The 14918-nt window shown below is 51.5% G+C and carries 14 protein-coding genes; 4 read left to right on the forward strand and 10 right to left on the reverse strand.

Annotated features, from left to right (window positions below):
* Positions 1 to 272: 272 nt before the first annotated feature.
* Complete coding sequence (locus tag ACFQ2T_RS07610) at positions 273 to 1469, reverse strand: MFS transporter (protein WP_379032638.1); 1197 nt, start codon at positions 1467 to 1469, stop codon at positions 273 to 275.
* A 228-nt stretch (positions 1470 to 1697) separates the two neighbouring features.
* On the opposite strand from ACFQ2T_RS07610, the gene xth reads away from it, so the two are divergent.
* The gene (gene xth / locus ACFQ2T_RS07615) at positions 1698 to 2468 is read left to right on the forward strand and encodes an exodeoxyribonuclease III (protein WP_379033926.1); all 771 of its coding nucleotides are present in this window, start codon (positions 1698 to 1700) and stop codon (positions 2466 to 2468) included.
* Between the two features lie 40 nt (positions 2469 to 2508).
* Here xth and ACFQ2T_RS07620 read toward each other — a convergent pair whose 3' ends face one another.
* Positions 2509 to 3774, reverse strand: a complete 1266-nt coding sequence (locus ACFQ2T_RS07620) for a DNA polymerase III subunit chi (protein WP_379032641.1) — start codon at positions 3772 to 3774, stop codon at positions 2509 to 2511.
* Positions 3775 to 3796: 22 nt separating this feature from the next.
* A complete protein-coding gene (locus ACFQ2T_RS07625) occupies positions 3797 to 5284 on the reverse strand; it encodes a leucyl aminopeptidase (protein ID WP_379032644.1) in 1488 nt (495 codons plus the stop codon).
* An 89-nt stretch (positions 5285 to 5373) separates the two neighbouring features.
* On the opposite strand from ACFQ2T_RS07625, the gene lptF reads away from it, so the two are divergent.
* Together lptF and lptG are read left to right on the forward strand one after the other, a co-directional pair.
* Positions 5374 to 6480 (forward strand): LPS export ABC transporter permease LptF, encoded by a 1107-nt coding sequence (gene lptF / locus ACFQ2T_RS07630; protein ID WP_379032647.1) that lies wholly within the window; start codon positions 5374 to 5376, stop codon positions 6478 to 6480.
* A 3-nt stretch (positions 6481 to 6483) separates the two neighbouring features.
* The gene (gene lptG / locus ACFQ2T_RS07635; RefSeq protein WP_379032650.1) at positions 6484 to 7578 is read left to right on the forward strand and encodes an LPS export ABC transporter permease LptG; all 1095 of its coding nucleotides are present in this window, start codon (positions 6484 to 6486) and stop codon (positions 7576 to 7578) included.
* Positions 7579 to 7589: 11 nt separating this feature from the next.
* Here the strand turns inward: lptG and ACFQ2T_RS07640 are convergent, their stop codons facing one another.
* The 3 genes from ACFQ2T_RS07640 to ACFQ2T_RS07650 all read right to left on the reverse strand — a co-directional run bounded on the left by ACFQ2T_RS07640 (position 7590) and on the right by ACFQ2T_RS07650 (position 9072).
* A complete protein-coding gene (locus ACFQ2T_RS07640; protein ID WP_379032652.1) occupies positions 7590 to 7988 on the reverse strand; it encodes an RDD family protein in 399 nt (132 codons plus the stop codon).
* A gap of 77 nt (positions 7989 to 8065) precedes the next feature.
* Positions 8066 to 8608 carry a formaldehyde-activating enzyme gene (gene fae, locus ACFQ2T_RS07645; protein WP_055830150.1) on the reverse strand — a complete coding sequence of 181 codons (543 nt, stop codon included), beginning with the start codon at positions 8606 to 8608 and terminating at the stop codon, positions 8066 to 8068.
* Between the two features lie 47 nt (positions 8609 to 8655).
* The gene (locus ACFQ2T_RS07650; protein ID WP_379032654.1) at positions 8656 to 9072 is read right to left on the reverse strand and encodes a GNAT family N-acetyltransferase; all 417 of its coding nucleotides are present in this window, start codon (positions 9070 to 9072) and stop codon (positions 8656 to 8658) included.
* A 109-nt stretch (positions 9073 to 9181) separates the two neighbouring features.
* Here ACFQ2T_RS07650 and ACFQ2T_RS07655 point away from each other — a divergent pair, with 109 nt between their 5' ends.
* Entirely contained in the window at positions 9182 to 9562 is a 381-nt protein-coding gene (locus ACFQ2T_RS07655; RefSeq protein WP_379032656.1) for a DoxX family protein, read from the forward strand.
* Positions 9563 to 9619: 57 nt separating this feature from the next.
* On the opposite strand, the gene ACFQ2T_RS07660 is transcribed toward ACFQ2T_RS07655, so the two are convergent.
* The 4 genes from ACFQ2T_RS07660 to rsmB are packed head-to-tail and all read right to left on the reverse strand — an operon-like array spanning position 9620 to position 14897.
* Positions 9620 to 10882: a sigma-54-dependent transcriptional regulator gene (locus ACFQ2T_RS07660; RefSeq protein WP_379032658.1), complete on the reverse strand. Its 1263-nt coding sequence runs from the start codon at positions 10880 to 10882 to the stop codon at positions 9620 to 9622.
* A 12-nt stretch (positions 10883 to 10894) separates the two neighbouring features.
* Positions 10895 to 13054, reverse strand: a complete 2160-nt coding sequence (locus ACFQ2T_RS07665; RefSeq protein ID WP_379032660.1) for a sensor histidine kinase — start codon at positions 13052 to 13054, stop codon at positions 10895 to 10897.
* A gap of 3 nt (positions 13055 to 13057) precedes the next feature.
* Positions 13058 to 13585, reverse strand: a complete 528-nt coding sequence (locus ACFQ2T_RS07670; RefSeq protein WP_379032662.1) for a DUF4390 domain-containing protein — start codon at positions 13583 to 13585, stop codon at positions 13058 to 13060.
* 22 nt (positions 13586 to 13607) lie between these two features.
* On the reverse strand, positions 13608 to 14897 hold the full coding sequence (gene rsmB / locus ACFQ2T_RS07675) for a 16S rRNA (cytosine(967)-C(5))-methyltransferase RsmB (protein ID WP_379032665.1): 1290 nt from the start codon (positions 14895 to 14897) through the stop codon (positions 13608 to 13610).
* Between the last annotated feature and the right edge of the window lie 21 nt (positions 14898 to 14918).

A 14918-nucleotide genomic window follows, 5' to 3' on the forward strand; every position in this document is an offset into this window, starting at 1 on the left:
TCATGGTTATTGGAACAACGATATCACTGCAGTCTGGTTGGGCGTTTTGCCGAGAATTGGGTCCAGCCTGATTTATACCGTAAGCCGTGTTGATCACATCAGCCAAATAGACAGAGATTTATGGCGGATATCAGTGTATTTAGTTCAGGTCTTGGCGGAACGCATGGTTGCGGAAAGGCTTTCCACAACCATGGCAAAAATGAATCGTCAGCAGGCAGAGTCGTTTTGGTGCTGTCGCTTAATTTTAAGGAACTACTTTCAGGAATAAGTATTTAGCGTGGCGGTTTGAGCAAAGTCGCCAGCACCAGCATCAGTGCGGAGACACCCGCCAGTAATTGAAAACCACCAGCAAAATGCCCGCTGTGATCATGCATTAAGCCCATGATAAAAGGCCCGGTGGCCGCTATCAAATAACCTATGGTCAACACAAATGCATTCCAGCGATTCGCCGCATCCGGAGTGTGCGTATGGTCCAGCGGCAAAGTCATGGCCAATGTAAAAGCACCGCCCAGGCCAAATGCCGTGAGCGGTACCCATAGCCATGGCCAGGCGCCCGGAGTTGCCATACCCGCCAGGCCTATGGTGGATAGCAAGCTACACGCCACCAGCCAGCCGCGCCGGTCCAGACGCTTGCTAAGCATGCCCACCACCGGGTTTGCCAGCATAAAACAAAAGGTAAAACTGGCAAGCACACCACCTGTTTCAGCGGCGGGCATGCCTGCCTCCTGATACATGGCTGCAGTCCAGGTGAGAATGGAATAAAACAGGAAATTCACGCAGGCAAAAAACAGCGCAATCAGCCAGGCAACTGGTGTATGCAATGGCAAACGCGTTGCTGATGTGCCCTCTGTGCCAGACACCTCCTGTGTGGCAACTGACTTTGGTATCACCCGCCACCAGGCGAGCAGGGCAACCACCCCTAATGCTGCCCATACACCAATAGCTACCCGCCAGCCTGTAGATTGCAATATCCAGCCGGTGAGGCCGGCGGAAAGGGTGCTGCCCAATGATAAAGCAGTAGCATAAATACCGATCATTAAGGCGGCGCGATTGGAGAAACTGGCTTTCACAATCCCGGCAAACATGGCGCCAGCCACTGCAATACCGGCACCAACCCCCACGGTGGCGGTGATCAAGGTCAAACTGCTGCCTGCACCAGCGCGTACAGCGATTGAAACACTGAGCAGGCCTAATGCCAGCATCAGCACTCTGTTCACGCCGAACCTGCGTACCAGCCAGGGAGTAGGCAAGGCCAGCGCGCCCATTAATAAATCAGGAATCGCAGTCATCAATGAGGCTGTGGCATGACTTAACTGGAATGCATCAATGATGGCGGGCAAGACAGGCCCCATGGAGACAATGCCTGGCCTTAACGCCATCGCAACCAGCACAATCGCGATCACCAGCCCCCATTCGTGTTGCGTAAACCCGGTGCGCCGCCCCTGATCGCGTTTAAGGTCACCTTGCATGCCAGCTCTCCTGAAAAGTCAATTATCCAGGTCACACTGTAACGGCTGGCGGCCAGTTGAAAAATACGCCATTTGTCTGATATTCAATCAGGCAACTCGTAAACTGCCAACATAAGCCTATGATCTCCCTGGCAGCACATGACCGGAAACGGCAATAGAGTGGTGTAAAATGCGCGAGTGCAATCGCAATCGCTGACTGCCATCCATACCCATGACTGGAGAATACTGTTGAAACTGGCCACCTGGAATGTTAATTCGCTGACGGTACGCCTGCCGCATGTACTGGACTGGCTGGTCGCCAATCAACCAGATGCGCTGTGCCTTCAGGAAACCAAACAGGAAGATAGCAAGTTCCCCTATGCGGCTTTAAAAGAGGCGGGTTTTAATGCCATCCACAACGGGCAGAGAACCTACAATGGCGTGGCGATTATCAGCCCGCATGCGATCAATGATGTGCATGTGGACCTGCCGAATTTTGCTGACGAACAAAAACGCATTATAGCGGCGACCATACAAGGTGTCAGGGTGATTTGTGCTTATGTGGTGAATGGCCAGGCGCTGGATTCAGATAAATTCCAGTACAAGCTCAACTGGCTCAACGCGCTACACCATTGGGTGGTAGACGAGTTAAAGCAACATGAAAAACTGGCACTGCTGGGTGATTACAATATTGCGCCGGATGACAGGGACTGCCATGACCCTGTGGCGTGGGAAGGCCAGGTGCTGGTTAGCCCGCAGGAGCGTGAGGCATACCAGAAGCTGCTGGCATTAGGCTTAACCGACAGTTTCCGCTTGTTTACTGATGAAGCTGGTCACTACAGCTGGTGGGATTACCGGATGGCAGCATTCCGTCGCAATATGGGGCTGCGCATAGACCACATCCTGGTCAGTGACGCCTTGAAACCGTTATGCCAAAGCTGCCTGATTGATAAACTGCCTCGCAAACTGGAACGCCCCAGTGATCATACACCGGTAGTATTGACGCTTGCGGATGCCTGAAGATTTCCTGCTTTAGATCAGCCGGAGTGCAGGCAAACCTTTAAATACTGGGCATCACGAACTTGATGCCCTGCAAGACTTCCAGAATGCTGGATTTCAGGCGTTTGTTCAGTTCACCTTCTATCACCTGCATTTGCGCAGTGACCATGCCCTGCACTTTGGTCTGTAACTCGGCTTCGACCGAAGACAATTCTGTATTGAATTTTTGCTTGAACTCGGCAGTTTGCTGCTCGGTGAATTCGGCAAAGGCGGTTTGCAGGGTCAGTTTATATTCTTCCACCAGCCTGGCTTCCATCGCCTCCTGGCCGCTGGTCAGCGTTTCCTTGCTGCTCTCCTGCAACTGGTGGATATGATCCGCCATGCTTTTCTCAAGCTGCGCCTGCATCTCCAGCACCTTGGTGGCAATCTGTGCCTGCTGGTCATCTATCAGCTGCGCCAGCTTTTCTTCCAGTTTCTGCTTGCCTGCATTTTCTGCCACTTCCCGAATCGTCTGCTCTGTGGTCGCCAGCAATTGCTGTTGTGTTTCTGTCAAACGCGCTACATCTTCTTCCACAGATTGCAGTTGCTGCTTGCCGACATTGCTCATGGCTTCGCGAAAAGCCTGCTCAATGGATTGGATACTTTCCCCGACCTGGGTTTGTGCGTGGCGTGATAAATCCTGCTGTATGGATTCCGCATATTCGGACAAAGCTTGTTGCTCAACCACTGTCCGCTCAAAAGCCCGTTGCCCCAACTGACTGGTGACAATCTCGGCAATCTCCGGCAGCAGTGCCTGTTTGACCTGCGCAACCAGCTCATCCACGTCCACGGTGGCCGGGTTATTTTTTTGTACGACTTTGGTTAATACCGGAATTTCTGAGATATCCACACAACCTCCCTGGTCAGGCGCTGACTGCGCCTGCATCTTCATATGCTGAATTTCATAGCCACGGTCGCGGTAAAACGCATAGCGCTGGCGACCCGCTGTTTTTTCCTCTTCGGCAGCGCCTATCAATTCAAACAGATGGCGGAAACGACTGAAAAACTTTGGCAGCTCGGCCTGGCAGTTGAACAGCATATCATCCTGCCGGATATGTTCTGGTAACCAGGCCAGCAGCACTGGCGTCAGGCCCGCTTGCGGCGCATCTGCCAGCACATTGGGGATAAATGCGGGTTGCTGCCACAAGCTGTGACTGATCTGTTCCGCCGCTTCAGGTGAGTCCAGATAGATGGTCACTTGCCGTTGACGGGCGACGGCCTGCTCGACCAGATGCAGAATCAAACCGGCACGGTCAGGAATATCGGTATAAAAGCGTACCCGCGTCATAGCGTTTTTATCTTTAACCCTATCAGGCCTTGTCAGTTACCTGCTGTAACAAGTAGGTCACCAGCAATGGCACCGGACGGCCGGTAGCGCCTTTTTCTTTGCCGGATTTCCAGGCAGTCCCTGCGATATCCAGGTGCGCCCAGTCATATTTCTTGGCGAAACGCGACAGGAAACAAGCCGCAGTGATACTACCACCGGCACGGCCACCGATATTGCCCATATCGGCAAAATTGCTGTCCAGCTGACCCTGGTATTCGTCCCATAACGGCATCTGCCAGGCGCGGTCTTGCGCTTTTTCACCGGCATCAAGCAGTTTTCTCGCCAGCGCATCATTATTGGCAAACAAACCGCTAGGGTGATGTCCCAATGCAATGACGCAGGCACCAGTCAAGGTTGCGATATCAATCACGGCAGACGGCTCAAAGCGCTCTGCATAGGTCAGCGCATCACAAAGGATCAAACGCCCTTCCGCATCGGTATTCAATACTTCAATGGTCAGGCCAGACATACTGGTCAACACATCGCCCGGCTTGGTGGCACGGCCACTAGGCATGTTTTCGCAAGTCGGGATCAGGCCAACCACATTCAACGGCAAATCCAGTTCGCCTATGGCCTTAAACACTCCTAGTACGGAAGCAGCGCCGCACATGTCGTACTTCATTTCATCCATATCGGCACCGGGTTTTAGCGAAATGCCACCGGTATCAAATGTGATGCCTTTACCTACCAGCACCACCGGTTTTTGCGTTTTCTTACCTTTTAAATGTTGCAAGACGATAAAGCGTGGCGGTTCGTCACTGCCGCGTGTCACACCGAGGAATGAACCCATTTTGAGTTTTTCAATCTCGGCTTCTTCCAGCACTTCCACTTTAAAACCATAATCTTTGGCTAATTTCTCAGCCTGTTTGCCGAGATAAGTCGGCGTACAAATATTGGGTGGCAGGTTACCAAGGTCTTTAGCCAGCGCCACGCCATTACCCACGCTCTGGCCTTGTTTAATGCCGGCTTCGGCCCCTTCGACATCGGATTTGCCGACCAATAAAGTAATCTGCTTGAGTGCTTTTGGCTCCGCTTTCTTTTCTTTGACCGCATTTACCTGGTAAATGGATTCCCACGCAATTTCAGCCAGTGCAGCCGCTTTTGACTGGGTATCAGATTTCTTGATCACCAGACCGGCAAAATCTGTTGCCAGACTCTCAACACCGGCGGGCAAACTTTTAATGGCAGCGCGGAAAGCATTACGCAAAGTTCTCAGGCTGAATTCTTCGGATTTACCCAAGCCAACCAGCAGTACCCTGTTCGCGGTAATGCCGGATAACTGGCGTAGTAACAAAGTACTGCCAGCCTTGCCTTCGATATCACCGGATTTCAGCGCAAGCGTGATTGCTTTGTCACTTGCTTCATCCAAAGATTTACCAAGATCAGTCAGCTTACGGCCTTCATAAACCCCCACCAGCAAACAATCGGTACGCAATTTTTCCGGGCCAGTGCTTTTTATGCTAAATTCCATCTTTATCCTTTTATGTTCGAGTGCCTGTGACTTGAGCGATGATTGTATTATCTAGTGTTTTATGCTGATTTCAAAGCGGTGCATTTAAATTGAAAATATTCAAACGTGCATTGTCCGCAGAGTTGATGTCCTCATCTTCTGCCATTTTCCTGATTATTCTGGGTATCGTGGTCGCACAGCGCGCCGGTAACATCGTGCGCCAGGTTTCCAAAGGCATTCTGCCTAACGATGCCATTGGCACCATCCTCACCTTCAGCCTGGTGAAACTGATGCCTATGATGCTGTCACTGGCTATTTTTCTCGCCGTGCTGCTGACGTTAACGCGCTGGCATCGCGATTCAGAGATGGTGATCTGGATGAATGCCGGGCTGAGCCTGCGCCAATGGGTTGTACCTATCCTGCGCTTTATTTTCCCTATCGTGCTGATCATCAGCCTGCTTAGCCTGTTCGTGATGCCATGGGCGACCGAAAAAGCAGAAGGTTACCGTGAGCAACTTAAAAAACGTGACGAACTCTCTTCTATCAGCCCCGGCGCATTCAAGGAATCAAGCAGCGGGGAGCGCATTTACTTTATCGAGAGTTTCGACAAGCTAGGTTATGAAGTCAAAAATATCTTCGTGCAATCGCGCCAGCATGGCAAAACCGGCATTATCACGGCCAATCGCGGCAGCCGCTATAAGGCCAAAAACGGCGACAATTTCCTCGTCTTGCAACATGGGCGGCGCTACGAAGTCATCCCCAACACTTTGGACGTCTCCACCACTGAATTCGAACGTTACGATATCCGTATCGAAACCAAGGAAACCGCGCCTGAAGCCGGTACGGCGCAAGGCAAGACCACACTGGGGCTGATGAAAGATGCCTCGTTATCTGACCAGGCAGAGCTGCATTGGCGATTCGCCATACCGATTTCCACCATCGTCATGGTGTTGCTGGCGATCCCCCTGAGCTTTGTCGATCCCAGAGCCGGGCGATCGCTGAATATCATGTTCGCCATCCTGATTTTTATCGTCTATAACAATATATTGAGTATTTTCCAGGCCTGGATCACGCAAGGCAGAATTTCGTCCTGGGTAGGCTTATGGCCGGTGCACCTCTGTTTCATCCTGTTGGGCTGGTATCTGTACCATCGCCGAAAGCACTTGAAACCCCTGATTCCAGACCTGTTCAAGCGTCGCCCAAAGGCTGCGGCATAAATCATGACGCTTTCCATACTCAATCGTTATTTCTGGCGCGAGATCAGCTTTAACATCATGCTGGTGCTGTTTGGCCTGCTCGCCATGTTTTCATTCTTTGACCTGCTGCAAGAACTGGATAGCCTGGGCAAAGGTCACTATGGTGTCAACAGCATGCTGACATTTGTCGGGCTGAGTATCCCCGGGCATATTTATGAGGTGGCACCGGTAGCTGTTTTGTTAGGCATTGTGTATACCCTGGGCGCAATGGCCGGTAACTCCGAGCTGATTGTCATGCGCACCAGTGGCATTTCACTGAAAGTCATTGCCAAGATACTGCTGAGCATAGGCCTGGTGTTTGCCATCGTCACTTTTATGATTGGTGAAATTCTTGCGCCATTAAGTGAAAAAATGGCGCAACGTATCCGCATCCAGGCCACTGACTCTGTGGTGGCGCAAGACTTCAAGTCCGGTTTATGGATCAAGGATGGCAGCAGCTTTGTCAATGTGAACACCGTGTTGCCGGATAGCAGCCTGGTGAATATTGATATTTATGACTTTGACCCGCAATTCCGCCTGCGCAGTATCAGCCATGCCGAAAAAGGTCATTTTGCCGACGATCACTGGAAATTGCTGAATGTGACACAAACCTCGTTCAATAATGAGCGTTCCGTACAGTCTAACTCGGTGACTTCAAAGTTCGTGAAACAGGCGCAGTGGGAATCATTGATCAGACCTGAACTATTGAATGTATTACTGGTGTTACCGGAAAAAATGTCGGCTTGGAACCTGTACAGTTTTATCCAGCATTTGCATCGCAATGGCCAGAAAAGCACTCGCTACCAGGTGGCATTATGGTCCAAGCTGATCTACCCGCTGGCCTGCCTGGTGATGGTAGTGCTGGCCTTGCCGTTTGGCTTTTTGCAGCAACGCGCTGGCGGTATCAGTGCCAAAATATTTTCCGGGATTCTGCTAGGCGTGGTGTATCAAATCATGAACCGTGTTTTCGTCCATCTGGGTGTGCTCAACGACTGGTCACCCTTGTTTAGTGCCATCGGCCCGACCATACTGTTTTTATTTGCCGGCCTGGGCATGCTGCATTATGTAGAAAAACGTTAGTATTCATCCCGCTACACCCAGACAATACGCGAGCCCAGCAAGCGGTCATGCAAAAACTGCTGGTCGCGGTCAAGCATAGCCCACCACAGCGTCAAACCGACAGGCAGAAGCAATACGCTGGCAACGAGGTAGCGAAGCGAAGCCTGTTGCCAGTTTAGCAACTGCCCTTGCTGATTCACCACTTTCAACTTCCATGTCTGACTGGCTAACGTTTGCCCGGTCACTGTCCAGCAGCGGACAAAATAAGCGCCCATGCTTGCCCATACCAGCAACTGCAATCCCGACCTTTTCCAGCCGTGGCTGGCATCGCCAAACAGCATGTAGTATATGGCTGTCAGTGTCAGCGCCAGAGCCAACATCAACAGCGATTCATACAATACTGCCAGGTAGCGTTTAATGAGCGACTTCATCGCTATCCTCCCAGATAACAGAAACCCCGCGACTGCGGGGTTTCACAGGATAAAGCTGGATTACTTCTGATCCAAGCTTACTTTTGATCCCAACTATCTTCCCACATACAGTGTTTGATTTTGTGACGGTTGGCAATGATTTCGTCAATACTAGGCTCATCATTCAAGGCACGTTTCAATGCCAGCTTTATCGCTTCGTAGTTGTTTTTGTACAAGTCAGCCTTGTCCAGATTCGCTTCTTTGGCACAGCCCGGATCAATCCACAGCAGGGCCACGATGCACAAATCATTCACCAATTCTTTAGGGATAATGCCTTCGATCACTGCATCAGTAATACCATCGGCCACACCCGCTTGCACTACACCCCCGAACAATTCAATGTTCAATGAATCTTTCAAAGTCACTTTAGGCACCATCATAGTTGCAGGACGCACCATCTGGTTAATGTCGCGCACGGCAAACATGGCGGTATGGCCTTTGGTTTGCGCCATCATGTTGGCAAATGCAGTCCCAACCGGGCCATCTACAGCGCCAATCACGATTTCCGGCATGGCCGCGGTCACATCTTTACCTTCGGAAAATACGGTAGCTTCACCGGCTTTTAATACGATCTTTGACATGAGAATTCCTTTTATGTCTGGAAGTGAGAGAAAAACTGAAACCGTAATTATACCAGTTCAAGCTGCATATCGACATGCATGATATTCGCATCCAGGTAGGGTTCACTGCTCACGACAAACCCTGCCCGTGCATAAAAATTGATGGCATGGGTTTGTGCCGAAAGTCCTGCATGTGTGACACCTAACCGCTGGCATTCCTGAATCGCCTGAAGCAATAATGCTTCGCCAATTCCCTGTCCCCGCCACTCAGATAACACTGCCATACGCCCGATGTGTCCGTCGTCAAGTACTCTCGCACATGCCACTGCCTTCTTATCCACCATGGCGAGCAAATGCATGGCCACGGCATCTGACGCATCCCACTCTAATGAAACAGGCACTTGCTGTTCATCAACAAATACTCGTTGACGGATCTTGCGACACTCTGGCCACAATGCGTGCTGTGTATCAAGTCGGTAAATCATTAACTGAATGTGCTGTACGGACAACGTTCTGCTCCGGATGAAAGTTTGCAATTGTGATTAGCCACAGGCATTATAGGCGCTTTATAAAAACAGGATTTGAGGAAAAGTGATGTGTCCTTTACAAACTGCTGCAGCCAGGGTTCTGCTGGCGCTGGTATTCTTTGGCATTGTGATTTTGAAGTTGATTGCCATCACCTCTGTGCCTGAGGGCTATTTGCAATACCAATCCATGCTCGGCCAATTGGGCTTGCCTGCTGTGTTTGCGCCGTTGCTGATCTTGATTCAGCTGGTGTTTGGCTTGGCTTTATTGATAGGTTTTAAAACCAGAATCAGTGCGCGTGTGCTGGGAGTACTGGCGGTATTTATGGCGATTGTGCTTAGCCAGGCCTCATTGGATGCATTTTTTGTATATCTGGGCATTGCTGGCGGTATGTGGTTGCTTAGCCTGTACCCGCAGACTGGGTACAGCCTGGATAATCGTCAAAAATAGCAGTTTCTGATCATAAAAAAGCCGGGCTTCCCCGGCTTTTTTATTTGCATTAACGGATTACCCTTTGATGCGTATCCCCAGCTGCTTGAGTTTACGGTACAAATGCGTACGCTCCAGGCCTGAAATATCAGACAGCCGACTCATATTATTTTTCACCAGCCGCATATGGTATTGAAAGTAAAAGCGCTCAAACTCATCCCTCGCTTCACGCAAGGGCTGGTCAAGGTTCAGGGGCATATGCTGTTCGGCTGACTCTGAAACCTGCCCCTGAAAATCTTTTAGTACCCTTTGGACATCTTCCTGGGTGATGCTGTCACTCAGGCTGGTCATCAACAGGTTCTGCACCACTGATTCCAGCTCATCCAGGTCACCCGGCCAGTCAGCATTCCTGAGCGCATTCAGCGCTGCCACATCAAACGCCTTGTAATCGATCTTGCTGGCTTCCACCATCAATGTAGCCATGGCGGTGGCCAGGTCAGGGATATCTTCTTTATGCTCGTCCAGACAAGGCACTTTGACTGCAGCACCCGCCAGTGTCTGTAACAGTGATTGCTCCAGCATGGCTTTTTCAATCAGATGCGGCAGGCCAAATTCGCTGCCACAAATGACTCTCACGCCGTATTTTTCTGACTTGGCAATCAGTAAGCTCAGGCCTTTCTGTTCGGTTTTCCCCAGTCGCGTGACTTCATCGACAAACACGACGCCTTCGCGTGCCTGTTCGAGGATTTCCATTGGTGCCGAGACCAATTTATCGTACTCAGTCAATGCAACCCATGGCGTGTTTGGTGGGCGCAGGAATTTGGCGCACAGGGCGACGCTGCCGCCTTTTTTACCGATCAGGAATAAGGTGTTTTTGTGGCGGGCAAGTTGCTCCAGGCGCTGCTTGAGCTCTTGAATAGCAGCACTTTTACCGAAGCTGGACAGGTTGATTTCGGTATGCGCCAAATGCTCGGTATGCTTGATGGCGGCACCCACTGTTTTCAGCAACTTTTGCAGTGCAATGGGTTTTTCCAAAAAGTCGAACGCACCTAAGCGGGTCGCTTCAATGGCAGTATCAATGGTGCCATGGCCGGACATCATGATGACCGGCATGGTCAATAACCCGGCATTTGCCCATTCTTTCAGCAGGCTGATGCCGTCACAATCCGGCATCCAGATATCCAGCAACACCAGATCCGGGCGTTGCTTGAGTCGCTCTTCACGCGCCAGTTGGGCATTTTCTGCCAGGCGTACCTGATGCCCTTCATCGCGCAAGATGTCGCTCAACAACTCGCGAATGCCGACTTCGTCATCAACCACCAATATATTCCGTGATGCCATGTCCGTACTTCCTTACACGATGCGCTCTATGCGCCGACGCTGTTGTTTATCTACGGGCAGGTGTATGGTCACGCTGGCGCCCCCCTGTGGCAGATTTTCTATACGTATCTGTCCACGTTGTTCTTCTATCATTTTCTTCACAATCGCCAAACCCAGACCAGTGCCATGCGATTTGGTGGTGACATAGGGTTCAAACACCCTTGCCATTACATCGGTCGGAAAACCACCGCCATTGTCAGTCACGGACAATTTTACACGTTCGCCATCGCTATCGGTCAAGATGACGACCTGCGGCTGCTCGACCTGGCTCATGGCATCCTGTGCATTCTGTAATAAATTATGCAGTATCTGCCGCATCATGGTGGCATCCGCCTGCACTTCCGGCAACTGCTGCTGCAATATCAACTCTAACTTGATCGTCGATCCATTGTACAACCGACTGACATCCCGGATTAAAGCATTTAAATCCAGTTTAACCAACAGTGCAGCCGGTGTTCTGGCGTACTCACTAAATTCATTGACCATATTTTTCATGGCCTGCACCTGGTTCACAATGGTGTCGGTCGATTTGAGCAGCATCTCGGCATCTTTGCTGTCCAGCTTATCATGCAATTTAAACTGCAAGCGCTCGGCCGACAATTGTATCGGTGTCAGCGGGTTCTTGATTTCATGCGCCAGCCGTCTCGCCACTTCAGCCCAGGCCGCATCGCGTTGTGCCTGCGCCATCACGGTCACATCATCAAATACCACTACCAGCCCGTGCCCGGCGCCTTCCGGCAATCTTGTTACGCGCAACATCAGTATCTGCTTGCCATGCTCACTCTCAATATCGATCTGGCTGGTCATGTGTCGCTCATGGTGATCCAGCTGCAAGGTCTCATCATAATGGCGCATGACGATTTCTACAAATGGGCTTAAATATAGATTTTCAGCAGCAATGTCGGTGAATCTCTTGTTTTTAAACCCGACCAGCGAGATACCCAGGATATTGGTGGCTGCCAGGTTATAGACGCGCAGCTCGGCGCGTTCATTAATCGTCATCACGCCTGAACTCAGGTGCGACAGGATAGCTTCCAGGTATGCACGCGCAGATTCCACATGCTGGCGGCTTTGTTCGGAAGCATTTTTTGCTTCCTGCAACTGTCGCGTCATGCTGTTGAATGACTTCACCAGCACACTGAGCTCATCCTTGCCGAATGAAGGTAATTGTTGCGAGTAATCGCCACTGGCAATCAGCCGCGTGCCTTCGGCCAGCACCGTGAGCGGTTGCGCCATGCGCCGGCTCAGTGCAAATGCAATGATCAATGCCCCCAGCATGGAGAGCAACAGAATCATGGTCAGCGTCAGCATGAAGATGTCTTTCAGTGACTGGCGACTGTAAGACAGGGTCTGATACTCACGGTAAACGTCCTGCACCGACTCGGCGGTATTCGAGAGCGCTTTCGGCACTGGCTGCATCAGTTGCAGGATACGCACTTCCCCTATAATACCTAACGGTTCTACCGGCACCAGCACCCGCATATACAGGCCTTTGCCGACGATAGGTTCGATCTTGCCATAGACGCCACTTCTGGCCTGGCGTAATTGTGGTACAGAAGGTAGTTCCGGCAGGAAACTGCTCGGATCCGCACTACTTACTGCCAGAATCGCACCTTGCGGAGTCAGCAATGCTGCATCCTGGATGCCGGCCTTTTCGCGTAAATCGTTCAGTTGCGCATAGTTTGATTTGGCTGTTTGCAGGGACAGGGACACCGTCATACCCTGGGCTTTGTCTTTCAGCTCGGACAGCATGATATCCAGCGCGCGCTGACCAAGGTTCAGGCCGCCATCCAGCGCAGATTCAACTTTTACGTTGAACCAGGATTCAATCGAGCGGCTGAGGAAGTTGACCGAGACCAGGTACACAATCATGCCGGGAATCAGCGCCATCAGCGCGAAGGTGACCAGTAACCTGAAGTTGAGTTTACTGCCTACCTGCTTGGATTTGGTGGTGCGATACAGGTGGCGTAGCTGGTAACCAATCACCCCCAGCAACAGCACAGCCAGGCCAGCATTGATGTAAAGCAGGGTAATGTAATAGTCGCCGCTGATGGCGGTATTGGCACTGGCAAGAGACAGCAGGTACAGGAGACCTGCGGCCAGCGTAATCGACAGGATCAGCAGATAACGCATAGTTTAGCGCACGGTCTCCTTTACCCACCAGCTAAAGGTAGGCGTGACCAGTTCCCAATCACTCTCGCCAATGGCATCCACCTGCAAGGCTTTTGGCAACTTGCTGGTATCCAGGTGCATTTTCAGCGCGGCGTGATAGGACTGGTTTTTTTCCAGCACTGCATGCGGCGCCAGGCGCCAGTCATGGATGACGGCCAGTTCCTGCCTGGCATCAGTGAGGGTATCGAATACTTTTTGCTGCTGTGGATAATTCAGGATGTATTGCTTGGTCAGCGCATGATAAGCCAATGTCACTTGCCGGCGTTCAGTCACCACTTCATCGTCAAACCAGTATTTGAGCGGTTTCACGATCTGGAATTCATATAAAAAGCTCAAGGTCACGCCTTTGTTCAGCGCTTCTTCCAGCGCATGCCCCAGCTGGATATCAATTTCCGCATCCAGCGTCCACAAGTCATCGCGCAGCACCAGTTCGGCCACTTTGATATGCGCATGATTTCCACCTGCCAGCACTGACCAGGCAGCGAGAAGCATGAAAACTAGCAAAAACCAGGATTTAATGCTTTTGCAACAACGCATAGAATAATCCGTCATGGGTAGCCACCGGCAGCAATTGCCCGGGCGTCGCATGCTCGCACGGTAAAATAGCTGCATCGAACTGCACGGGCAGTCGGGTCGCATCATCATGGGAGGTTAAAAATTGCTGGATTTGCATTTCGTTTTCTTGTTGGAATACCGAACATGTCACATAAAGCAATTTACCGCCTTTTGCCAGCATTTGCCACAAATTAGATAAAATTTGCTGCTGTGTGTGTGCAAAAGTCGCCAAATCCTGAGGTCTGCGCAACCATTTCATATCCACGTGCCGCCGCACGATACCGGAAGCACTGCACGGCACATCAGCCAGGATACGGTCAAACGGCTGGCCATCGAACCAGTCTGCCGCCGCTGCGTTGCCGGTAATCACGCTGGCCTTTAAATCCAGCCGTTGCAGATTCTCGTTCACGCGCTTCAAACGCTCGGCCTCCACATCCAGTGAAATCAGATCCACATCGCAGGATTCCAGCACATGGCAGGTCTTGCCGCCAGGGGCGCTACAGGCATCCAGCACGCGCATGCCTGGCGCGACATCTAGCAAAGGCGCTGCCCATTGCGCACCGGCATCCTGCACGCTGACCCAGCCCTGGTCAAAGCCCGGCAATTTATGCACTGGCAGCGGCTGATGCAGCTGAATGGCGGCGCTACCCAGATGCGTGACTGCAATACCAGCCTCTTGCAGCCCCTGCAAATAGGCCTCTACGCTGGTTTTGCGGACATTGACGCGCAATGTCATCGGTGGATGCGCATTACCAACTGCAAGCATGGCTTGCCAGTCTTCCGGATACTGCTGTTTGAGCAGTTCTATCCACCATTGCGGGTAGTTCCAAATGACTTCTTCACTTTGCGTGACATCCGCTTTTAGCGCTTCACGCTGGCGCAGGAAATTACGCAAAACGGCATTGACCAGGCCCTTGGCCCAGCGCTGCCCGGTTGTGCCAGCGGCGTCTACCGCCTGGTTCACCACGGTAAAATCATCATCCTGTCCATGCAATAACTGTGAGAGTGCTACCAGTAACAACGCTTCTACCCTGGTATCCGAAACCGGCTTCGGTGTCAGTGCAGCCAGGTAAGCAGCGGACTCCGCATAAAAGCGCAAGGTAAGGTAGCTATAATCTTGCGCAGCCGCCTGTTGTTGTGGCGTGGCTGATTTGACTTTACGCAATGCTTTGGGCATTGAAACTGTCAGGTTGTGGCCGGCAAGGACTTCAGCGACGGCATGTGCGGCTATTAACTGGGCGACTTGCACGGGTGGACTCTGGCTAAAAAA

The sequence above is a fragment of the Methylophilus flavus genome, from assembly GCF_042678905.1.
GTDB classification, from domain to species: Bacteria; Pseudomonadota; Gammaproteobacteria; order Burkholderiales; family Methylophilaceae; genus Methylophilus; species Methylophilus flavus.

Bases quoted from the DNA above. Each gene is read 5' to 3' on its own strand.
- ACFQ2T_RS07610 (WP_379032638.1), bottom strand. From the start codon at position 1,469: ATGCAAGGTGACCTTAAACGCGATCAGGGGCGGCGCACCGGGTTTACG.
- ACFQ2T_RS07620 (WP_379032641.1), bottom strand. From the start codon at position 3,774: ATGACGCGGGTACGCTTTTATACCGATATTCCTGACCGTGCCGGTTTG.
- ACFQ2T_RS07625 (WP_379032644.1), bottom strand. From the start codon at position 5,284: ATGGAATTTAGCATAAAAAGCACTGGCCCGGAAAAATTGCGTACCGAT.
- lptG (WP_379032650.1), top strand. From the start codon at position 6,484: ATGACGCTTTCCATACTCAATCGTTATTTCTGGCGCGAGATCAGCTTT.
- ACFQ2T_RS07640 (WP_379032652.1), bottom strand. From the start codon at position 7,988: ATGAAGTCGCTCATTAAACGCTACCTGGCAGTATTGTATGAATCGCTG.
- fae (WP_055830150.1), bottom strand. From the start codon at position 8,608: ATGTCAAAGATCGTATTAAAAGCCGGTGAAGCTACCGTATTTTCCGAA.
- ACFQ2T_RS07650 (WP_379032654.1), bottom strand. From the start codon at position 9,072: ATGATTTACCGACTTGATACACAGCACGCATTGTGGCCAGAGTGTCGC.
- ACFQ2T_RS07655 (WP_379032656.1), top strand. From the start codon at position 9,182: ATGTGTCCTTTACAAACTGCTGCAGCCAGGGTTCTGCTGGCGCTGGTA.
- ACFQ2T_RS07660 (WP_379032658.1), bottom strand. From the start codon at position 10,882: ATGGCATCACGGAATATATTGGTGGTTGATGACGAAGTCGGCATTCGC.
- ACFQ2T_RS07665 (WP_379032660.1), bottom strand. From the start codon at position 13,054: ATGCGTTATCTGCTGATCCTGTCGATTACGCTGGCCGCAGGTCTCCTG.
- ACFQ2T_RS07670 (WP_379032662.1), bottom strand. From the start codon at position 13,585: ATGCTTCTCGCTGCCTGGTCAGTGCTGGCAGGTGGAAATCATGCGCAT.